The sequence below is a fragment of the Desulfomicrobium norvegicum genome (assembly GCF_900114595.1).
Classification (GTDB): Bacteria; Desulfobacterota; Desulfovibrionia; order Desulfovibrionales; family Desulfomicrobiaceae; genus Desulfomicrobium; species Desulfomicrobium macestii.
Map to the genome: position 1 here is coordinate 487,832 of NZ_FOTO01000001.1, position 19,556 is coordinate 507,387.

Consider the following 19,556-nt stretch of genomic DNA (forward strand, 5'->3'; position numbering starts at 1 on the left):
CATGCGTGCTGATCGGCAAATCACCAGGCCGAGGGGCCTTCATTGACCCCCCTTTTTTTTTGAGTTAGCAGCGCCACAAACGCCTTTATTAAGTGGTCACTCAAGCTCTTCACTTCTCGCCGACCACACGGCGCAATCCATACAGGAGAACACAATGGACTTCCCACAACTCAAGATCGGTGATCTTGTTGCAAAAATCCCCATCATCCAGGGCGGCATGGGTGTTGGCATCTCCCTTTCCGGGCTGGCTTCGGCCGTGGCCAAGGAAGGCGGCATCGGCGTCATCGCCGCCGCCATGATCGGCATGGGCGAGCCCGATATCGGAAGCAATTACCGCGAAGCAAACACGCGCGCCCTGGCCCGCGAACTGCGCAAGGCCCGCGAAGTGACCGACGGCATCCTGGGCGTGAACATCATGGTCGCCCTGACCAACTTCAGCGACCTGGTCAAGACATCCATCAAGGAAGGCGCGGACATCATCTTCGCCGGCGCCGGCCTGCCCCTGGACCTGCCCTCCTACATCAAGGACGGAGCCAAGACCAAGCTCGTGCCCATCATCTCCTCGGCCCGGGCCGCCAGCATCATCTGCAAGAAATGGCTGTCGAAGTTCGATTATCTGCCCGACGCCTTCGTGGTCGAAGGCCCCAAGGCCGGTGGGCACCTCGGCTTCAAGCCGGAACAGATCGACGATCCAGAATTCTCGCTTGAAAAGACCGTACCCGAAGTCATCGAGGCCGTGCGCGAATTCGAGGCCAAAGCCGGACGCCCCATCCCGGTCATCGCCGCGGGCGGCGTCTATGACGGCGCGGATATCCACAAGTACCTGCAGATGGGCGCGGCGGGCGTGCAGATGGGCACGCGCTTCGTGGCCACTCACGAATGCGACGCGGACATCAAGTTCAAGGAAAGCTACGTAAACGCCACGGAAAAAGACATCCAGATCATCAAGAGCCCGGTGGGCCTGCCCGGACGAGCGGTCAGCGGACCCTTTCTCGACGATGTGACCAGCGGCCTCAAAAAGCCTTTCAAGTGCCCGTTCCACTGCATCAGTTCCTGCGACTACACCAAGAGCCCTTATTGCATCGCGCTCGCCCTGGTGAACGCCAAGAAGGGACAGCTCAAGCACGGTTTCGCCTTTGCGGGCGCAAACGCCTACAGGGTCAACGCCATCATCTCCGTGAAGGAACTCATCGAGTCCCTGCGCCAGGGCTATATCGCGGCCGCCAGCGCCGCCTAGCATCCAGCGGCCATAAGCTTCACGAAGCCCGGCCGGTATGGCCGGGCTTTTTTGTGCACGCTTTTTGCTGACATACCGACATGGCACGCCCCTTTCTGTTCAAACTTGAAAAAATCCTGGAATACCGCAGGCAGCTCGAAGACCAGGCAAAACTGGCCTTGAGCCTTACCAGACAACAGGTCGCGGAACAGAAACTGCGTGTCGAGGCCCTGCACAAAGACCTGGAAGCCTGCCTTGTCGAACTCAGCGCGATCAAACAAATGACCCAACCGGAGCTGTGGCTCTGGTCGGGCTGGCGAAAACGTCTGGAACTTGACAAAACACAGGCACAGGCAAAACTTGTCGAACTGCAAAAGCTGGCCGAAACCCGTCGGCTCGAACTGGTGACAAAAGCCAAGGACCGCAAACTCCTGGAGAAACTCCGGGCCAAACAGGCAGAAAAACATGTTCAGGAAGAACAGCGAAAAGAGCAAAAGGAATTCGACGAGACAGGCACCCTCCGCCACGGGCGCACGCCTTACTAGGCTGGTCCAGGCTTTCATCGCCCTCGCGGCCGTCAAGCTGGCCGCCATCTGCCTGCTCTGGATTCCACCCACCCTCCCCGACAATCCCTTGCTGCAGCCCGTGATCGTCCGGCCGGCCATTGCCGCAAGCCAGGCCCTGGCGCAGGAGCCTGCCGCGCCCTCCACGCAGGACAACGCCACCGATTCCGACGCTCAGGCAAATCAGCCCCAGGACCTCAATGCGCGGGAACAGGCCCTGGCCAAGAAAGAAGCGGAACTGAAGGCGCTGGAAGCGCAGGTCGATCAAAAGCTCACCACATTGCGGGAGCTTGAAATCAGAATGCAAAACCTGATCGATTCCGCCGCAAGCATCCAGGACGAAAAGATGGCGCATCTGATCGACGTCTATTCGAACATGAAGCCCAAGCAGGCGGCGGTGGTGCTGCAAACCCTGGAAGAACCCATCGCCGTCAGAATCCTGGCAGGGATGAGCGGCCGCAAGGCGGGAGAAATCCTGTCCTCGGTGCGGGCCGATCGCGCGGCAGCGCTCTCCGCGGCCCTGACCCGGCTGCAGACCGGCGAGAACGGGAACTGAGGAATGCCGCGCATCAGGCTTACCGTGGCCTACGTCGGCACCCGCTACCAGGGCTGGCAGATTCAGGGCCAGGGCGCGACCATCCAGGGCACCATCGAGGATAAGCTGACCCGCATCTGCGGCGAACTGGTGCGGGTTCACGGCTCCGGACGCACGGACTCGGGCGTGCATGCCCTGGCGCAGGTGGCCCACTTCGACGTCCCGGAGTCCAAGGCGCACATTCCCTGGCAACAGGCCCTGAACGCCATGCTGCCAGACGACATCGCCATTCTCGACGCAGTGGAAGTGACCGAGGATTTTCATGCGCGCTTCTCGGTCCGCTCCAAGCGTTACGCCTACACCCTCTGGACCGAGCCGCACTTTATTCTGCCGCAGCGGGCGCCCTTTGTCTGGGCTGTTCGCGGGCTTGATTTCGAGGCCATGGACCAGGCCGCGCAAGAGCTGGCCGGAACCCACGATTTCGCGGCGTTCCAGAACGCCGGCACGGAGATCAAAGGCACCGTGCGCACCCTCGAACCCATTCTGCGCACCCAGGGGCAGAGCCCGGCGGAATGGGTCTTCCGCTTTCAGGCCGATGGCTTTTTGAAGCAGATGGTCCGCAACCTCATGGGGCTGCTTGCCGAAGCGGGCCGAGGCGGGCTGGGCCCCGGCGAAGTCCGCGCCATCCTTGAAGGATGTGACCGCCGCAAGGCCCCGGCCACGGCCCCGGCACGGGGGCTCACGCTGGAGGAAGTCGTCTATTAATGACTTTTAAAAATCATCCGATTGGTTAGGAATGTCCACCGGAATCCGCCTGCTTCGATAACAAGCGCCCGTAAAGAGGTTTTCATGGCCTTAAGCGATCTGCAAAAACTCTTCGTCGTTTCCACCGCCACCCAGATGTGGCAGCAGGATCTGCTCATGAACGTCTACTTCCAGGGTTCATCGGTGGGCACCAACCTGCGGGAAATGATACTTGGGCAGCAACCGGTCAAACCCCTGACCAACCCCTACGACGAGGCCATCACCGGCAGGCTGCGCTCGGACAGCGCGGCCATCCGCCAGGCCGGCAAGAATGTGCAGGAAGCTTCCTCCATGGTCGGCATCGCGACTGGCGCGGTGGGCACGATCAAAAGCACTTTAGAGGAAATGCAGAGCCTCGCCCAGCAGGTCAAGGACGGCGATCTGGCATACTCCGCGGATGTCGCCACGCAGTACAACGCCCTGCGCGACAAAATCACCGGCATCATCGAATCGACCCAGTATAACGGCATCTCCCTGCTCGACGATACGCGTTGGGGCACCGACCAGATCGACACGGACGGCAATGTCTTTATCCAGTCGTTCGCCCAGGGCGCGAACGGCGGCTTCGACGTGACCTTCCAGAAACTCGACGCCACCGGTCTTGCCGCACTTGACGGCGCGGCCCTGGAAGACAATCCGGCAGGCAGCCTGCAAACCGAACTGGACACCCTCTCCCTCCACATCGGGGACATGACCACCCTTGAGGAAGTCTACTCCCAGCGCGAAGACGGGCTGAACTACCAGGCCACGGCCCTCGATTCCCAGGCGGACCTGCTCGATCAGGCCGTGGAGGCGCGGCGACAGACGCCGGTCCTGTCCCTGGAGGAAATCCTGATCCGCCTCCTCATGCGCGACACAGGCACCCTGCTCGACGAAACAAGTTGAAGCATTGCGCCCGCAGCAAGGCGCGCCATCCATTTTTCCTTGCCCGCCATTCTCCGCGAAACTTGCCCGTTGCCTTTTTTGCGTTTACCTTCCGTTCAAAAATCATTTTCCGTTTGAGAACAAAACCGCCAGGCATGAACAAGGCTCCTCCTTTGACAAGGCCGCGCGGACTTGACCGTGGAGAAGGTAACCATGAACCATATACATTCCACAAAAATTCTTTTTTTGCTGATCGCCGGGATTCTGGGCATGCATTGCGGCAACGCATCTGCTTCATCTGAATACGAATTCTCAGCCAGCCTTTACGGCGGCGTCATGACCGACGACAACTGGCGCCAGTCCATTTCCGGACAAGCCGACGTGGTCGATTCGCACATCCTGGCAGGGGCCCTTGGCTGGACATTCTACCGTCCGTCCAACCGTCTCTGGTCCCTTGAGCTAGAGGCCAACGTGGCCCGGCATTTCGGCATCCAGGATCATTTTGAATTCAATGCACCCATCCTGACCGCCCGCTGGGAATATTTCCCCTGGAACAAATTTCTGGAAACAAGCCTGGCATACGGACTCGGTCCGTCTTACGCCACGAAGCTGCCCGATTACGAAAGACAAAAAAGCGGCGACAGCGAACAGTTCCTTCTTTTCTGGCACCTCGAGGCCGCCTTTGCCTTGCCGGAATCCAGATGGTCCACCCTCTTGCGTCTGCATCACCGCTCGTCCGGCTACGGAATGTTCGCCGACAAAGGCGGAAGCAATATCCTGACCATGGGATTGCGATACGACTTCTGATCATCTCCAGATGCATTTTTCCCTTGCCCGCAAGCCCCGATCGCACCTAGGTTAGTTCATCCATTCATCAACACTGGAGGTCCCATGTCCATACGTGTCCAACTGCCGAATCTGAAAATCGTCTGCGCCCTGGTCACGATGCTGCTGCTTGTCGGCGTTTCAGGATGGGCCCAGAACAGTCTCCTGCAACAGGGGCTCGGGCTGCTTTCCTCGGGAGGCGGAGCCAAGACCGGCTCCCTGTCCCAGGGTGAAATGGGCGACGGCCTCAAGGAAGCCCTGCGCGTGGGTACCGAGAACGTGGTCGCAAAGCTTGGCCAAACGGACGGCTTCAACACGGACAAGGCCATCCACATCCCCCTGCCGGGGCAACTGGCCACGGTGCAAAAAGCCCTCAAGGCCGCAGGCTATTCGAGCCTCGTCGATGACCTGGAGCTAAAACTCAACCGCGCCGCCGAACAGGCCACGCCCAAGGCCAAGGCCCTCTTCGTGGATGCCATTTCGGCCATGACCATAGAGGACGCCCAGAAAATCCTGAGCGGCCCCGAGGACTCGGCCACCCAGTACTTCCGCAAGTCCATGGGCCCTGGCCTGTCCAAGGAAATGAAACCCATCGTCGACGCCACCCTGGCCGATGCGGGCGCGGTGCAGGCCTATGACAACATGATGGGGCAGTACAAGGCCCTGCCCTTCATGCCCGACGCCAAAGCCAACCTCTCGGATTACGTCGTGGAGAAGGGCATGGACGGCATCTTCCACTACGTGGCCAAGGAAGAGGCCGCCATCCGCACCAATCCTGCCGCCAGAACCACGGACCTGCTCAAGAAGGTCTTCGCGCAGTAACTCCCCAAAAAAGAGAGGGCGAAGCTTTAAAACTTCGCCCTCCCGAGCTCCGGGCATCCCCAGATCCTTCCTGCCCATCCGATCCAGCCGACCCATCCGGTCCATTCAGCCCATGGAATCCACAATACCAAGAATTTCCTCGGTCTTCTCGTCCATGAGCGCCCTGTCCCCGCGCGACTCGACGTTGAGGCGCAGCACCGGCTCTGTGTTGGAAGAGCGCAGGTTGAAGCGCCACTGATCAAACTCAAGACTCAATCCGTCGGTATCGTCACGGCGCCCCCCCTGGGCGGCAAACCGCTCCTCCACGGCGGCGATGGCGGCGGCCGCGTCCTTTACGCGGCGGTTGATCTCGCCGCTGGCCGGATATGCGGTCATGGCCTGGTCCACCAGTTCGGCCAGGGACTTGCCCGTGCGCGAAATCTGCTCGGCCACCAAAAGCCAGGGGATCATGCCCGAATCGCAGTAGGCGAAATCGCGGAAGTAGTGATGCGCGCTCATCTCGCCGCCATAGACAGCGTCCTCCAGGCGCATGCGCTCCTTGATGAAGGCGTGTCCGGTCTTGGACATGATGGGCCTGCCCCCGGCCGCCTTGACGGCGGCGATGGTGTTCCAGGTCAGGCGCGGATCGTGGATGATGCCCGCCCCGGGAACCTTGCGCGCGAACGCTTCGCCCAGAAGACCGACCAGATAGTAGCCTTCGATGAAGCGCCCGCTGCCGTCGAAGAAAAAGCAGCGGTCGAAATCCCCATCCCAGGCCAGCCCCAGGTCCGCCTTGTGTTCGATCACGGCCCGGGCGGTGAGTTCCCTGTTTTCCGGCAGCAACGGATTGGGCACGCCGGCCGGAAAATTGCCGTCGGGCTTGTGCAGAAGCTTGTGGAACTTGAAGGGCAGCCTGCGCTCCAGCAGGTCCACTATACTCCCGGCTCCGCCATTCCCGGCATTGACCACGATGGACAGGGGACGCAGCACGTCGCGATCCACATAGGACAAAAGATGATCGATGTAGCGCGGGCGCATTTTGAGTTCATGCAGCTGACCGCTTCGCTGCGCGACCTTGAATTCCCCGGCCGCCGCCAGGTCGCGGATGGCGAAAAGACCCGTGTCCCCACTGATGGGGCGGGACTCTTCGCGCACGAACTTCATGCCGTTGTAGTCCCTGGGATTGTGACTGGCCGTGACCATGATGCCGCCGTCCAGCCCCTGATCGAAAACCGCGAAATACACTTCCTCGGTGCCGCTCTCGCCCAGGGTGAAAACATCCACGCCCGAATCGCGCAAGCCTTTGGTCACGGCCTCGGCCATGGCCGGGCTCGACAGGCGGATATCATGTCCGACAACCACCCGGTCGGGATTCAGGAACGCGGCATAGGCCCGGCCGATGCGATACGCCAGGGCCTCATCGAGTTCATCCGGGACGCGTCCGCGAATGTCGTAGGCTTTGAAGCAGGAAAGATTCATGGGTAAAACTCCTGAAATAATGACATGCATTGAAATATCATGAGCAGCAGGGCCGGACTGACGGCTAGCAAGGCCGGACCGCCCGATGCAAGCAAAAAGACGGATTCCGCCGCCACGCCGACCACCACATGTGGTTATGCCCTCCGGTCCGGCATGTCGACATGGACTTGCGCCCTGAAGCATGCAGGCGCGTGCGGTTTCTTGTGAATCGCATCCGATGCCGGGATAAAGCGAATCAAAACGGACGGTTAAATTTAAGGGAAGCGCTGTTGCATGAAAAACAGATTGATCTTGTCAGAATTTTTGTTTTCAAATACTATTATCAGTATCGCTTATCAACAACACGGGAGACGCTCATGCTTGATTCGAAGTATCGTGCCTTTCACAACGCGGTGGCCGCTTTTGTCCCCATCGCGCGCATCATCACCGATCCCTTGCGTCTGCTGGCCTACGGCACCGACGCAAGCTTTTATCGCCTCGTGCCGAAGATCGTCATCAACGTGGAATCCGAGGAGGAGGTGGCCCGCATCCTGCGCCTGGCATACAAAAGCCGCATTCCCGTGACGTTTCGCGCGGCAGGCACCAGCCTCTCCGGCCAGGCCGTGACGGACTCGGTGCTGATTCGTCTCGGCGAAGGCTGGCTTGGCTGCCGGGTCTATGACCAGGCCCGACGCATCGACCTCGAACCCGGCATCATCGGCGCCCACGCCAACCGCACCCTGGCCCCCTTCGGCAAGAAGATCGGCCCGGACCCGGCTTCCATCGACAGCTGCAAGATCGGCGGCATCCTGGCCAACAACGCCAGCGGCATGTGCTGCGGCGTGGCCGAGAACAGCTATCAGACCCTTGAAGAGCTGCGCCTCATTCTTGTCGACGGCACCGTTCTGGACACGGGAGACGACGAGTCCAAACGCAGGTTCACCGAAAAGCACCCGGAAATCGTGAACGGACTTGCGGACCTGCGCAACCGGGTCATGGCGGCTCCGGAGCTTGAGGCGCGCATCCGCCACAAGTTCAAGATCAAGAACACCACCGGCTACAGCCTGAACGCCCTGGTCGACTTCGAGGATCCCTTCGACATCCTCAAACACCTGCTGGTGGGCTCCGAGGGGACGCTGGCCTTCATCTCCAAGGTCACCTACCGCACCGTGACCGAGCACGCGCACAAGGCCTCGGCGCTGATGCTCTTCCCGGACATCCGCACGGCCTGCGAAGCGACCATCATTTTGAAGAAACAGCCCGTGGCAGCGGTGGAACTGATGGACCGCCCGGCGCTCAGGTCCGTGCAGGACAAGGACGGCATGCCGCCCTACCTGAAGGAACTGAGCGAAAGCGCCGCCGCGCTGCTGGTGGAGACCCGCGCCGAGGACAAGGCGGGGCTTGACGCCCAGATCGAGACCATAAGGGCCGCCCTTGAAGGGGTGAATATGGTCCGCGACATCGAGTTCACGCCCGTGCCCCAGGAATTCGCCAAGCTGTGGAACATCCGCAAGGGCCTCTTCCCGGCCGTTGGCTCGGTGCGCGCCACCGGCACCACGGTCATCATCGAGGACGTGGCCTTCCCCATCGAGCGCCTGGCCGACGCGACCCTTGAGTTGCAGGGGCTGCTGGAAAAATACGGCTACTCCGAGGCCATCATCTTCGGCCACGCCCTTGAAGGCAACCTGCACTTCGTCTTCACCCAGGACTTCGGAGACCCGAAGGAGATCGAGCGCTACAGCAAACTCATGGACGACGTGGCCACCATGGTCGTCGACAAGTACGACGGCTCCCTCAAGGCCGAACATGGCACGGGCCGCAACATGGCGCCCTTCGTGGAGATGGAATGGGGCCAGGACGCGTACCGCCTCATGCAGGACGTAAAGCGCATCTTCGATCCGCTGACCCTCCTCAACCCCGGCGTCATCCTGAACCCGGACCCCAAAGCCCACTTGAAGGACCTAAAACCCCTGCCCGCCGCCCACGAACTGGTGGACAAGTGCATCGAGTGCGGCTTCTGCGAGCCCATCTGCCCCTCCAAGCACATCACCCTGACCCCGCGCCAGCGCATCACATCCTGGCGCGAAATACAGCGCTTGAAAGGCAAGCCCGAACACAAGGCGGAGCTGGCCAAGCTCATGAAAGCCTACGGCTACCAGGGCGACGGGACCTGCGCCACCGACGGGTTGTGCGGCACGCGCTGTCCCGTGGGCATCGACACGGGCAAGATGACCAAGGCCCTGCGCGCCGAGAGCGCGAGCATCCGGCAGAAAAAAGCCGCCGACTGGATCGGGGAGCACTTCGCGGGGGTGGCCCGGACCGTGTCCGGAGTGCTGCAGGTCGTGGACGCGGTGCACGCCGTGACCGGGACCAGGTTCATGGACGTGTCCTCCGAAACCCTGCATCGCATGACGGGCAAGCGCGTCCCGCGCTGGAACGAACGGATGCCCGGTGGAATCAGCCGCATTCGCCGCGAAAAGGTGAACACGGACAACCCGCTCAAAGTGGTCTACTTCCCGAGCTGCATCGCCCGCAACATGGGGCCGTCCCGGTGCGAAAAGATCCGCCCCCTGCCCGAGACCACGGTGCGGGTGCTGCGCAAGGCCGGCTACGAAGTGATCTACCCCGAGAACATGGCCGCGCTGTGTTGTGGACAGGCCTTTGAAAGCAAGGGCTTCGTGGCCCAGGCCGACGTCAAGAGCGCCCAGCTCGAAGAGGCGCTCCTGGCCGCAAGCCAGAACGGGGCCCTGCCCGTGCTGTGCGATACCAGCCCGTGCCTGAAGCGCATGCAGGAGGTGCTGGACCCGAGGTTGAAGATGTTCGATCCGAGCGTCTTCGTGCTGGAACACCTGCACGACAAGCTGACCTTCATCCAGCAGGACAGGCGCGTGGCCCTGCACGTGACCTGCACATCCCGCAAGCTGGGTCTTGAGGGCAGGCTTGTGGAGCTGGCGCGAAAGTGCGTCACCAAGGTGGTCGTGCCGGAAGACATCTTCTGCTGCGGCTTTGCCGGAGACAAGGGCTTCTCCGTGCCGGAACTGAACGCCTCGGCCCTGAAGACCCTGGCTGAAAAGATTGAGGACTGCACCGAGGGCTACTCCACCAGCCGCACCTGCGAGATCGGCCTGGCCCTGCACGGCGGCATCCCCTACCGCAACATCCTCTACCTGGTGGACGAGTGCACGGCCTGAGGCTGGACAAAGGCTCCCGTTTCACAAACCACTGATCTTGCAATCCCGCGGCGGTCAGGACTCGACAGTCCGGGCCGCCGCGCACTTTTGATACCAGATCTTCCGGCGCTTTGGTCTCCATGCTTGCCGCCTTGACCACGACCAAATAAAAACCTAATTGCAGTACTATTAACAGCACTAAAAAAGGAGAAGCCATGCCCAACATGATACTTGCCGATGTGGCGGCCAGCGTGTCGGAACTCAAGAAAAATCCCATGGCCACCGTCGCAGCGGGCGAAGGTTTCCCCGTGGCCATCCTCAATCACAACGAACCGGTCTTCTACTGTGTACCGGCTCATGCATACGAAACTCTCATGGACAAACTCGAAGACATGGAGCTTGCAGCCCTGGCCACCGCGCGCAAGGATCAACCGGAGATCGAGGTGGCCTGGGATGACCTATAGCCTGCGGTTCAAGGAAGAGGCCAAAAAGGAATGGGACAGGCTTGATCCCGTCATCCGCGAGCACTTCGCAAAAAAACTGCTCCAGCGGCGTGAGCACCCAAGAGTGAACAGCGCCCAACTCTCGGGCATGCCGGACTGCTACAAGATCAAGCTTCGTAGCGCCGGTTACAGGCTGGTTTATGAAGTCCGCGACCACGAAGTGGTCATTGTCGTGATCGCGGTGGGAAAGCGTGAACGCAGCGCGGTATACAAGATTGCAGCCAAAAGACTGCGCTGATTTTATGCACGCATCTTCCCACTTTCACTTGCCCGGGCCCCCTGATATGGATGTCCGCACCCAACGCCCAGGAAGACCTTGGCCGTTGCCCGGTCGGCACGGAATCTCCCTGCCGCACCGTCTTTTTCCATGTGTCGTCCCGGCTTCAAACGCGTCAAACCATTTTTCCAGCACCTCTTGCGGAGGCTCTCATGTTCGGAATTGGCGTTCAGGAACTGCTCATCATTCTGGTCATCGCCCTTTTTGTCTTTGGGGCGAAAAATCTCCCGCTTCTCGGCACCAACATGGGCCGGGCCATCTTCAATTTCAAGAGAGGGCTCAGCGAACCGGAAGTGATCGACATCACCGCCGAATCAAAATCCAGGGACGCATCCGGGCAGAACCCATAATATCCAGGACGGCATCCATCCCGTGCCGGCGCGCCCATCAAGGCCCAGCACCCGGCTTCCGGTACGAAAATCCGGGCCTGCCGACCGGACAAGTCCGCGATCCATCCCGAATTACATGATCCCCGCCGACCACCAAACGGCGGGGATCTTCACTTTTTTCCGGTGCAAAACCCTGAGTATTGAAAAGTCATTTGCCGACCCCGTCGCATCTTGCTATGCTTTATCCAAATTTTCATGTGTTCACCGACAATCCGCATCCTCCAGGGCAACCATTTCCCTTTTCATAGGAACCTGACTCAAGGAGTCTTCATGCCAACCAGAATCATATTCACATTCCTTTTCCTTTCGCTGTTTGCCGGCAGCGCCCTGGCCATGGAGGCCACGGACAGCGCGGCCTCACACCCACTGCCCGTGGGCAGCACCATGCCGGATCTGCTCCTGCGCGGCGAACTGAACCCGAAGCATCTTGGGCACCTGGGACTCAAGGGCCCCGCGCCAAGGCATCTCTCCGAAATAAAAGCCAAAACAGTCATCCTTGTTGCTTTCAGCATGTACTGTCCGCACTGCCAGCGCGAAGCCCCGGCCCTCAATGAATTGAACGCGCTGATCGCCAGTCGGGACCTGAGCGATGACGTCAAGCTCATCGGTGTGGGCATCGGCAACTCGGATTTCGAGGTACAGGTCTTCCGCGACAAATACGCCATCACCTTCCCCCTCTTTTCCGACCCGGATTTCAGGGTCAACAAGGAGATCGGCGAAGTCGGGACCCCGTTTTTCTACGTGCTGGCCTTGAACCCGGCAAAAAAGGAAGTCCGTGTCGCCAAGACACTGCTCGGGCGCATGAAATCAGCGGAAACATTTCTCGCGCAAGCCTTGAAGGCCTGTGACGGAGGAAAATGAACATGATGCGAGCGCTGCTTTTCGCCGCACTGCTGACCATTGTCCCGGTTTGGCTTCCGGCCCAGGAGACGCCTATACCACAGGAACGGATCTTTGAGACAGGCAGCCTGCCCCCGCTGGACAGCAGTCTGAAGGTCAAAGTCGGAGATCCGGCCCCGGACTTCTCCCTGCCGACCATTGATGGACGCACCGTCACCCTGGCCGAATTCCGGGGCAAGAAGAACGTCGTCCTGTCCTTCATCCCGGCGGCCTGGACGCCGGTCTGCTCTGGGCAGTGGCCCGGCTACAACATCGTGCAGGACAAGTTCGATCAGGCCAAAACGCAACTCGTGGGCATAAGCGTGGACAACGTGCCCACCCTGCACGCCTGGGTGCAGGAGATGGGCGGGGTGTGGTTCCCCGTGGCCTCGGATTTCTACCCGCACGGCAGGCTGGCCGAAGCGCTGGGCATCCTGCGTTCAACGGGCGAGGCCGAGCGCTCCCTGTTCCTGATCGATAAGCAGGGCATCATCCGCTACATCGATGTGCACGACATCAACTCGCGCCCGGACCTGGGGCCGCTCATGAGGGCCATGCAGGAACTCAAGTAATGCATGGTGAATGGGAGAGAACGTGGATGCTTGCCGCGCCTGTTCCCCGGAAAGTCGGACTCGACGCGACGCGGATCGGGATTTACAGGGATAGCATCAGCCTTGATTGAGAACACCCTGCAACCAGAAAGCAAGGAGAAACATGATGGAACTCCTGGACGCCATCCACACCCGCCGCAGTATCCGCAAATATCTCGACAAGCCCGTCACGGAGGAGATGATCGGCATCCTCCTCAAGGCCGCCATGAGCGCGCCTTCGGCGGGTAACCAGCAGCCCTGGCATTTCGTCGTTGTAAGGGACAGGGCCAAACTCGACACCATCCCAAGCTTCCATCCCTACAGCAAGATGGTCCTGCAGGCCCCCGCGGCCATTGTGGTCTGCGGCGACCCGGACGGCAAGAAATGGCCGACCTTCTGGGACCAGGATGCAAGCGCCGCCACCCAGAACATCCTCCTGGCCGCCCGTGACCTCGGGCTTGGCACGGTCTGGGTCGGAATCTACCCGGAAAAGGACCGCATGGACGGCTTTCGCAAACTCCTCGGCATCCCGGAAAACATCATCCCCTTCTCCCTCGTCCCGGTGGGGTGGCCGGATGGAATCTTCGAAGCCGTGAACCGCTTCAGGCCGGAACTGATCCATAACGAGTCGTGGGGCGCCAAGTAGCCACGACGCTTCGAACAAACGCCCCGGGTCAGCGCACTGCACTGGACCGGGGCGTTTGTCACGCACGGCAAGGCAATCTAGAACTCCAGCCCTACGCTCAGCACCGCCGTGAACGGAGCTCCCACATAATACGATGCACCGCCTTCGCGAGTGTCGTCCGAGGCGTTGATCCTGGACACGTATTCGGTGTCGAACAGATTGTAGAGGTTGAGCGAGAGCTTTAAACCCTCTGCGAAATCCACGTCGCGGTTGACGTAATTCATGCTCAAGTCCGCCACAATATAATCATCGACCTTCTCCTTATGCTCCACGTCCCCGTAACGTTCGCCCATGTAGCGCACTCCGGGAACAAATTCGAAGTCCCCGACCTTCCAGACCAGCCCGGCCTTGACCATCCATTCTGGAGTATCGACGACCTGCTCGCCCTTGGTTTTAAGCGTGTTGCCCTGATAGGAAAGATCCTTGTCGTAGGTCAGACGCGTATAGGACGGATTGACAAACGCCGTCAGAGCCTGCGTCAGATAGAAATTGCCCTCCACTTCCAGGCCGTAACCCGTGGCCTTACCTACATTCTGGGCGTAGCTCAGATCCACGCGCGGGTCATAAACAGTGGTCAACAGATTGTCGTGCCTTGAGTAGAACACCGCCGGGGTGATGTCGAAGCGCTCATGAGTGATGCGCAGCCCCAGTTCGAAATTGTCCGACGTCTCGATGTCGTATCCGGCGAACATGTCCTTCAGCGTTACTCCGGCAGCCTGGAATTTTCCCGTATTTGCATTGTAGAGGTTAATCAGCGGCACATACGAATAGGGCCGGATGTGACTGCGACCGTAACTGGCGTAGGGCTGGAACATCTCGCTTACCATGTAGCTCACGCCCACGCTTGGCAGCCAGATGTCATAAACACGGGAATCACGCGCCAGATCCGGGGCTTCCGCGAGAACTCCGGCCGTCGACGTGAAGCCTTTGCTGGCGGGCTCGTCGTAGCGAAAATATTTGAGCCCGGCCTGCCAGTCGAATGCGCCCACGGTTCCGGCCAGGGTGGCGAAAGGACTGTTCACGTAGCCGTTGCCGTCGTTCTCGGTGCGGATGCCGTGATTGATGAACGCACCGGTGGTGGGATGAAAAATATCCGTGTTGATCTGCATGTCCACGGACTCGAACAGATGGCCAACGGACAGCCGTACCTGCTCCAAGTCGACCTCCAGTTGCGACAGCAGGCCCATGCGCTCGATATCGCGCATGCGCTTCTGAACGACGCCTCCCTGTGAAATCACGCCCTGGTATATTTGCGCGTCCTCCCATGAATAATACGGCCGCAGAGTCGCCTTGAACATTTCATTGAACGTGAAAGGCACCACCGCAATGATGTCCATGTTGGCGTGCTCGGACCTGTTGTTCCTGTAGTGATAAATGTCCTGATTCTTCACTCCGGTCAGCGTTTCCTGGAAATCCTTGCGGTAATTCCCATGCAGATCCCGGACATCATCATAGCCGATGGCGCGATAAAGATCCTGTTCGACATCGTTGTAATTGAACCAGACACGAACGGCGTCCTCCCCATGATACGGTTGCTCGACCATGAAGTTTGCGTTGACGCGCGGTCCCAGATCCCCCGGGCCTTTCCATTTCTCGGCCTCGGTCCATGACGCCGATGCGCTGAACGCAGTGCCCAGGGGCCCGACGCTCCCGGTATCGACCCTTGAATGTGCCCGGCTGTAGGCATTGGAGCCGATGGCAAAATTCAGATCCAGCCCCGGCTCCTTTTCGGGCCAGCGGGGACGCAGCTCCACGGCCCCTCCGCGCGCGCCCACTCCCGTGCCGAGTCCGGCCGGAATGGCCCCCTTGTAAATGGCGAGGCTCTCAAAATTTTCCATGTCATAGAGATACTCGCGCGGGCCCATGGGGTTACCGCCCCAGTTGGGCACGCCCTCCACCGTCATGGAGCCCAGAAAGCCGCGCACTCCGCGTACCCGCGTATTCGTCTGCTCCACGGCCAGACCCGTTGCATCGACACTCTCGACCTGCACTCCCGGCAATGAATCCATGGCCTCGTAAACGCTGGTTTCAGCCTTGGCACCGGGCAGATCAAGGCCGCTCCTTGTAATCTCGGTACCTGTGTAGACCTGCTCGTTGGCCTGTCTGGTTGGAGTGACCAGTTTCTCGCCGACAACGGTCATCTCCTCCAGTTGCACCTCCTGCCCCGCTGCCCTGGCATGAACCGCCGCCAAAAGCAGGAAACAGACAAGAACCAGAACTTTCCTCTCCATGAGCCCCCTCCAAAGTAATTTATTTTTAAAAAATATAATAAAATAGATACGAAAATAAATATCGTGCCACTAATGGGCACAACATTCACACGGCAAGGCACGGCCTGGACAGGAACATGTCATGCCTATGAAAACATATCAAAAAAGGCGGACCAAAAAGGCCCGCCATCCAAAACTATATTTTCTGCTCAACCATCTGAAAACATGGGATGCATAGTGTCTGCCCGGCAAAACGGCGCGTGCGCGACTCCATGGTCTTCTCGCCGCAGTGCGCGCAGGCAAGGCTTTCCAGGATCTTGGGCGGCCGTGGCGCGCCCTGCTCAACCGGGGTGACGCAGAACATCTCCTCAAGGGGCAGGGTCATGAAGCGCTGCTGCAGACCGGCGCGCAGTTCGGTCATGCGATTCTTCTGCGCTTCCGTGGCCGTGCCGATCCCGTTGGCCTGCATCAGCTCGGCCATCTCGTCATCCATCCCACCACGCGCGGCCGGATTCAGCAGCGCCCGAAACCCCTTGCCTGTGGCTCGCCTGAAAAAGGAAAAGGCCATCTTGCCGTGATCGCGGTGAATGAGATTGCCCTTCCCCATGGTCGTGCCCAGCAGAAACTGCAGCGCGTCCACACCGCACATGTCCGTCTCGACCACGGCCACGATCTCCGTATCCTTGGGATTTTCAAGCTCGCGCAGGGCCAACTCGGCGGCGCGGATGCCGATGGCCAGACCCGGGCAGCTGTGTCCGTGAAAGGCGATGGTCGCGTCAATCTGTTCCGGTGAAATCTGGCAGGACATGTAATTCTCCTTTTCAGTTTTGGGGGATGACTATGGAGCGGCCGTCAATGCGGTGGATATGCACCGGCAGGCCGTAGACTTCATGGATGATCTCCGGAGTCACGCAGCCTGGCGTGGTCATGGCGTGAATGTCTCCATCCTTCAGGAAAATCGTCTTGTCGGCATGGCGCAGGGCCATGTTCAGGTCGTGCATGCTCATGACCGCCGCGATGCGGTGCTCATCCACCACCCGGCGGATGAGGTTCATGATCTCGACCTGATTCCTGAGGTCCAGCGCGCTGGTGGGCTCGTCGAGCAGCAGCAGCGAAGGCTCCTGCACCAGGGCGCGCGCGATGCACACTTTCTGCAGCTCGCCGCCGCTCAGGGTGTCGATATGGCGCATGGCCTTGGAGCACAGATTCATGGTGTGCAGGATGGCGTCGGTCTTGCGCAGGTCGTCCTCGCTCATGCGCCAGCGGATGTGCGGGGTGCGACCCATCAGCACGGCGTCGAAGACCGTCAGGCGGGAGGCCTCGTTCTTCTGCGAGACATAGCCGATGTCGCGGGCGATATCGGCGGGCGCAAGCGAGAGAATATCGCGCTCCTGCACCAAAATCGCCCCCGAGGCCGGGCGCAGTATGGCATTCATGCATTTCAGGAGCGTGGTCTTGCCCACTCCGTTGGGGCCGAGGATGGCCAGAAGCTCGCCGCGCTCAAGGCTGAAATCGATGTTTCGCAGGAGCGGATGGCTGTTGTAGGTGAAATGAACCCCGCACACCGAGAGCATCATGAGCGCCGCCCCCTTACAATGAGATAGAGAAACGTCGGCGCGCCCAGAAAGGCCGTCAGCACCGAGACGGGCAGGAGGTGCGGGGCCATGACGAGCCGGGCCGCCGTGTCCGAGACCAGCAGCAGCAGCGCGCCGCCGACCAGCGATGCGGGCAGCAGAAACCTGTGATCCGCTCCGATGACGCGGCGGAACATGTGCGGCACGACCAGCCCCACGAAGCCGATGATGCCCAGGAAGGCGATGAGCACGGCCGTGACCAGGCTCGCCAGCAGCATGCCGACAATGCGCACGCGCTCGACCCGTACCCCGAGTCCCCGGGCCGTCTCGTCCCCGGCGTCGATGGCGTTGTAGTTCCAGCTGTTGGCCAGAAAATAGAGAGTGCAGCCAAGGGTCGCAAAGCTCATCAGCCCAAGCTCGGTCCATGACGCGCGGGCCGTGTCCCCGAAAGTCCAGAAAACCATGGCCGAGAGCTGCACGTCGGTGGCGAAATACTGCAGGAACATGGTTCCGGCGGTGAAGAGCGCACCCAGGGCCACCCCGGCCAGAACCATGGTTTCGGGCCTGGTGCCGCGCGTGCGTGAAATGGCGATGATGATCCCGGATGCCACCAGGCTGGCCAGGAAGGCCGAGACGGTGGTCACATAGGGACTGGTGATGTTCACGGCGCTTTGCCCCGAGGTCATGAGCCCCGAGTCCAGGGCCATGACCGAGAAAGCCGCGCCAAAGGCGGCTGCGTGGGAAATGCCCAGGGTAAAGGGGGACCCCAGCGGGTTGCGCAGGATGGCCTGCATGACCGCTCCGGCCACGGCCAATCCGCCACCCGCGACCATGGCCGCCAGCGCCTGAGGCAGACGGATGCCGCGCACGATGGCGTCCACCCGGGGGCTTGCGGACTGGCCGAGAAGGCTCGCGAGAACGTCGCCCAGCGGCAACCCCGCCGCGCCGACACACAGGGACAGAAGCAGAAAACCGGCCAGCGCAAGGGCGCACGCGACCACGACCAGGGTCTTCCAGGCCAGATAGCGTTTGTACTCCTCGGGCACGTTCCCGTGATCGGAATGCATCAGCGCACCGGCACCGGGATAAAGGCCAGTCCGGAAAAGGTCTGATTCATCTCATCGAAAACAGGCTTGCCGACGACAAATGAGTAGATCTCGTCGGCCTTGGCTTTTGGATCGACGTCCGCGAACCGTTCCGGATAGAGGGTCTTGCCCACGAAATAGGCGTTGGCCAGGATGGATTCGAAATTCTGGGAATACCAATTATAGGGCAGCACCCCGTAAACCCGCCCCTCGGCTACCGCCGTGAGCGTCGCGTAGGCGGGATCGGTGCGCAGCTCGTGCAGGCCACCGGCATCCTCGCCCATCTGTAATGTGGAGAGGTCAAGAAACAGATGGTCAGGATCCCAGACCACGATCTTCTCCTTGGCCACATCCGTGTTGCTCAGATCCCTGCCCGCCCCGCCCTCTTCGCGGGCCAGGTTGCGGGCCTGCACGAACAGAAAAGGCGGATAGGTCGGCTCCGTGGACTGAAAACCGTGCGGCCCCTTGTAGGCCACGCCGCCGATGTAGGCCGTGGGCCGCCCGGAATCCGGGATATCCGCCGTGCGCCGCGCAAGATCGGCGATGGCCGCATCGAAATAGGCGACGAGGCTTTCGGCCCGCTCCTCCTTGTCCACGATCCGGCCCATGAGCCGCAGGGAGGCATAAAAAGCTTCGCGTTTCGCGCCCAGATTGCCGGCATCGAGCACGACCACGGGGATGCCTGTCTTGTTCTGCAGTTCCACCGGGTCATGGCCCATGGTCGCGTAGGTCTTGAAGATGACCTGCGGCTGGGGATCGAGGGTCAGGATCAGCTCCGGGTTGTCCTGGCCCCGGAACCGGCCGAAGATGGGCATGGTCTTGAATTGCGGGTTGGCCATGGCATAGGGCCGCGAATCGAAGCGGTTGCGCCTTGATTCGATGTCGTCCACGGCCACGACCAGATCCTGGGCCTGTAGGTAGGCCAAGAGGCGCAGGCAGCCGGAGCCGGAGCAGATGACGCGATTGACGGGAGCCTGAAGTTCATGGGTGCGCCCCAGAGCGTCGGTGACTTCAAGGGCCTGGGCCGGAGAGGTCGCGCAAAGGACAAGGCCGATCAGGAGGAACGTGCGAAGCGGCATCGGAATCTCGCGTTGCTTGATGGTTTGAAAAAAAGCGCGGGTCCTTGGA

Annotated in this window: 20 protein-coding genes; 14 read left to right on the top strand and 6 right to left on the bottom strand. The window is 60.5% G+C overall.

Annotation, left to right across the window (positions count from 1 at the left end; genetic code table 11):
• Positions 1-154 precede the first annotated feature (154 nt).
• The 7 genes from BMZ24_RS02200 (at position 155) to BMZ24_RS02230 (ending at position 5,629) form a co-directional block, all read left to right on the top strand.
• A complete protein-coding gene (locus BMZ24_RS02200; protein WP_092188806.1) occupies positions 155-1,237 on the top strand; it encodes an NAD(P)H-dependent flavin oxidoreductase in 1,083 nt (360 codons plus the stop codon).
• A gap of 80 nt (positions 1,238-1,317) precedes the next feature.
• Positions 1,318-1,761 carry a flagellar export protein FliJ gene (gene fliJ / locus BMZ24_RS02205; protein WP_092188808.1) on the top strand — a complete coding sequence of 148 codons (444 nt, stop codon included), beginning with the start codon at positions 1,318-1,320 and terminating at the stop codon, positions 1,759-1,761.
• Positions 1,682-2,335 (top strand): MotE family protein, encoded by a 654-nt coding sequence (locus BMZ24_RS02210; protein WP_143077816.1) that lies wholly within the window; start codon positions 1,682-1,684, stop codon positions 2,333-2,335. Before fliJ ends, BMZ24_RS02210 begins: the two co-directional genes overlap by 80 nt.
• Before the next feature lie 3 nt (positions 2,336-2,338).
• Positions 2,339-3,079, top strand: coding sequence for a tRNA pseudouridine(38-40) synthase TruA (gene truA, locus BMZ24_RS02215; RefSeq protein ID WP_092188812.1), 741 nt, complete (start codon positions 2,339-2,341; stop codon positions 3,077-3,079).
• An 84-nt stretch (positions 3,080-3,163) separates the two neighbouring features.
• On the top strand, positions 3,164-4,003 hold the full coding sequence (locus BMZ24_RS02220) for a flagellin (RefSeq protein ID WP_092188814.1): 840 nt from the start codon (positions 3,164-3,166) through the stop codon (positions 4,001-4,003).
• A 192-nt stretch (positions 4,004-4,195) separates the two neighbouring features.
• Positions 4,196-4,789 (top strand): hypothetical protein, encoded by a 594-nt coding sequence (locus BMZ24_RS02225; protein ID WP_208599792.1) that lies wholly within the window; start codon positions 4,196-4,198, stop codon positions 4,787-4,789.
• An 84-nt stretch (positions 4,790-4,873) separates the two neighbouring features.
• Positions 4,874-5,629, top strand: a complete 756-nt coding sequence (locus BMZ24_RS02230; RefSeq protein ID WP_192622893.1) for a DUF4197 domain-containing protein — start codon at positions 4,874-4,876, stop codon at positions 5,627-5,629.
• A 105-nt stretch (positions 5,630-5,734) separates the two neighbouring features.
• On the opposite strand, the gene BMZ24_RS02235 is transcribed toward BMZ24_RS02230, so the two are convergent.
• Positions 5,735-7,087, bottom strand: coding sequence for a phosphohexomutase domain-containing protein (locus BMZ24_RS02235; RefSeq protein ID WP_092188816.1), 1,353 nt, complete (start codon positions 7,085-7,087; stop codon positions 5,735-5,737).
• A 356-nt stretch (positions 7,088-7,443) separates the two neighbouring features.
• On the opposite strand from BMZ24_RS02235, the gene BMZ24_RS02240 reads away from it, so the two are divergent.
• The 7 genes from BMZ24_RS02240 (at position 7,444) to BMZ24_RS02270 (ending at position 13,520) form a co-directional block, all read left to right on the top strand.
• Entirely contained in the window at positions 7,444-10,257 is a 2,814-nt protein-coding gene (locus tag BMZ24_RS02240) for an FAD-binding and (Fe-S)-binding domain-containing protein (RefSeq protein WP_092188818.1), read from the top strand.
• Between the two features lie 194 nt (positions 10,258-10,451).
• Positions 10,452-10,700, top strand: a complete 249-nt coding sequence (locus tag BMZ24_RS02245) for a type II toxin-antitoxin system Phd/YefM family antitoxin (protein ID WP_092188820.1) — start codon at positions 10,452-10,454, stop codon at positions 10,698-10,700.
• Complete coding sequence (locus BMZ24_RS02250; RefSeq protein WP_092188822.1) at positions 10,690-10,977, top strand: type II toxin-antitoxin system RelE family toxin; 288 nt, start codon at positions 10,690-10,692, stop codon at positions 10,975-10,977. The genes BMZ24_RS02245 and BMZ24_RS02250 overlap by 11 nt, the downstream gene beginning before the upstream one ends.
• A 191-nt stretch (positions 10,978-11,168) precedes the next feature.
• A complete protein-coding gene (locus BMZ24_RS02255) occupies positions 11,169-11,366 on the top strand; it encodes a twin-arginine translocase TatA/TatE family subunit (RefSeq protein WP_092188824.1) in 198 nt (65 codons plus the stop codon).
• A gap of 309 nt (positions 11,367-11,675) precedes the next feature.
• Positions 11,676-12,266, top strand: coding sequence for a peroxiredoxin family protein (locus BMZ24_RS02260; protein ID WP_161949011.1), 591 nt, complete (start codon positions 11,676-11,678; stop codon positions 12,264-12,266).
• Positions 12,263-12,856, top strand: coding sequence for a peroxiredoxin (locus tag BMZ24_RS02265; protein WP_092188828.1), 594 nt, complete (start codon positions 12,263-12,265; stop codon positions 12,854-12,856). The genes BMZ24_RS02260 and BMZ24_RS02265 overlap by 4 nt, the downstream gene beginning before the upstream one ends.
• 142 nt (positions 12,857-12,998) lie before the next feature.
• The gene (locus BMZ24_RS02270) at positions 12,999-13,520 is read left to right on the top strand and encodes a nitroreductase family protein (protein WP_425266257.1); all 522 of its coding nucleotides are present in this window, start codon (positions 12,999-13,001) and stop codon (positions 13,518-13,520) included.
• Between the two features lie 77 nt (positions 13,521-13,597).
• Here the strand turns inward: BMZ24_RS02270 and BMZ24_RS02275 are convergent, their stop codons facing one another.
• The 5 genes from BMZ24_RS02275 to BMZ24_RS02295 form a co-directional block, all read right to left on the bottom strand.
• Positions 13,598-15,790, bottom strand: a complete 2,193-nt coding sequence (locus BMZ24_RS02275; protein WP_092188830.1) for a TonB-dependent receptor — start codon at positions 15,788-15,790, stop codon at positions 13,598-13,600.
• 175 nt (positions 15,791-15,965) lie between these two features.
• Positions 15,966-16,577: an FmdE family protein gene (locus BMZ24_RS02280; protein WP_092188832.1), complete on the bottom strand. Its 612-nt coding sequence runs from the start codon at positions 16,575-16,577 to the stop codon at positions 15,966-15,968.
• Between the two features lie 13 nt (positions 16,578-16,590).
• Complete coding sequence (locus tag BMZ24_RS02285) at positions 16,591-17,346, bottom strand: ABC transporter ATP-binding protein (protein WP_092188834.1); 756 nt, start codon at positions 17,344-17,346, stop codon at positions 16,591-16,593.
• Positions 17,343-18,410 (bottom strand): FecCD family ABC transporter permease, encoded by a 1,068-nt coding sequence (locus BMZ24_RS02290; RefSeq protein ID WP_092188836.1) that lies wholly within the window; start codon positions 18,408-18,410, stop codon positions 17,343-17,345. Before BMZ24_RS02290 ends, BMZ24_RS02285 begins: the two co-directional genes overlap by 4 nt.
• Positions 18,410-19,507 (bottom strand): iron ABC transporter substrate-binding protein, encoded by a 1,098-nt coding sequence (locus BMZ24_RS02295; protein ID WP_092189532.1) that lies wholly within the window; start codon positions 19,505-19,507, stop codon positions 18,410-18,412. The genes BMZ24_RS02290 and BMZ24_RS02295 overlap by 1 nt, the downstream gene beginning before the upstream one ends.
• Positions 19,508-19,556 lie beyond the last annotated feature (49 nt).

Bases quoted from the DNA above. Each gene is read 5' to 3' on its own strand.
- BMZ24_RS02200 (WP_092188806.1), top strand. From the start codon at position 155: ATGGACTTCCCACAACTCAAGATCGGTGATCTTGTTGCAAAAATCCCC.
- fliJ (WP_092188808.1), top strand. From the start codon at position 1,318: ATGGCACGCCCCTTTCTGTTCAAACTTGAAAAAATCCTGGAATACCGC.
- BMZ24_RS02210 (WP_143077816.1), top strand. From the start codon at position 1,682: ATGTTCAGGAAGAACAGCGAAAAGAGCAAAAGGAATTCGACGAGACAG.
- truA (WP_092188812.1), top strand. From the start codon at position 2,339: ATGCCGCGCATCAGGCTTACCGTGGCCTACGTCGGCACCCGCTACCAG.
- BMZ24_RS02220 (WP_092188814.1), top strand. From the start codon at position 3,164: ATGGCCTTAAGCGATCTGCAAAAACTCTTCGTCGTTTCCACCGCCACC.
- BMZ24_RS02225 (WP_208599792.1), top strand. From the start codon at position 4,196: ATGAACCATATACATTCCACAAAAATTCTTTTTTTGCTGATCGCCGGG.
- BMZ24_RS02230 (WP_192622893.1), top strand. From the start codon at position 4,874: ATGTCCATACGTGTCCAACTGCCGAATCTGAAAATCGTCTGCGCCCTG.
- BMZ24_RS02235 (WP_092188816.1), bottom strand. From the start codon at position 7,087: ATGAATCTTTCCTGCTTCAAAGCCTACGACATTCGCGGACGCGTCCCG.
- BMZ24_RS02240 (WP_092188818.1), top strand. From the start codon at position 7,444: ATGCTTGATTCGAAGTATCGTGCCTTTCACAACGCGGTGGCCGCTTTT.
- BMZ24_RS02245 (WP_092188820.1), top strand. From the start codon at position 10,452: ATGCCCAACATGATACTTGCCGATGTGGCGGCCAGCGTGTCGGAACTC.
- BMZ24_RS02250 (WP_092188822.1), top strand. From the start codon at position 10,690: ATGACCTATAGCCTGCGGTTCAAGGAAGAGGCCAAAAAGGAATGGGAC.
- BMZ24_RS02255 (WP_092188824.1), top strand. From the start codon at position 11,169: ATGTTCGGAATTGGCGTTCAGGAACTGCTCATCATTCTGGTCATCGCC.
- BMZ24_RS02260 (WP_161949011.1), top strand. From the start codon at position 11,676: ATGCCAACCAGAATCATATTCACATTCCTTTTCCTTTCGCTGTTTGCC.
- BMZ24_RS02265 (WP_092188828.1), top strand. From the start codon at position 12,263: ATGAACATGATGCGAGCGCTGCTTTTCGCCGCACTGCTGACCATTGTC.
- BMZ24_RS02270 (WP_425266257.1), top strand. From the start codon at position 12,999: ATGATGGAACTCCTGGACGCCATCCACACCCGCCGCAGTATCCGCAAA.
- BMZ24_RS02275 (WP_092188830.1), bottom strand. From the start codon at position 15,790: ATGGAGAGGAAAGTTCTGGTTCTTGTCTGTTTCCTGCTTTTGGCGGCG.
- BMZ24_RS02280 (WP_092188832.1), bottom strand. From the start codon at position 16,577: ATGTCCTGCCAGATTTCACCGGAACAGATTGACGCGACCATCGCCTTT.
- BMZ24_RS02285 (WP_092188834.1), bottom strand. From the start codon at position 17,346: ATGATGCTCTCGGTGTGCGGGGTTCATTTCACCTACAACAGCCATCCG.
- BMZ24_RS02290 (WP_092188836.1), bottom strand. From the start codon at position 18,410: ATGCATTCCGATCACGGGAACGTGCCCGAGGAGTACAAACGCTATCTG.
- BMZ24_RS02295 (WP_092189532.1), bottom strand. From the start codon at position 19,507: ATGCCGCTTCGCACGTTCCTCCTGATCGGCCTTGTCCTTTGCGCGACC.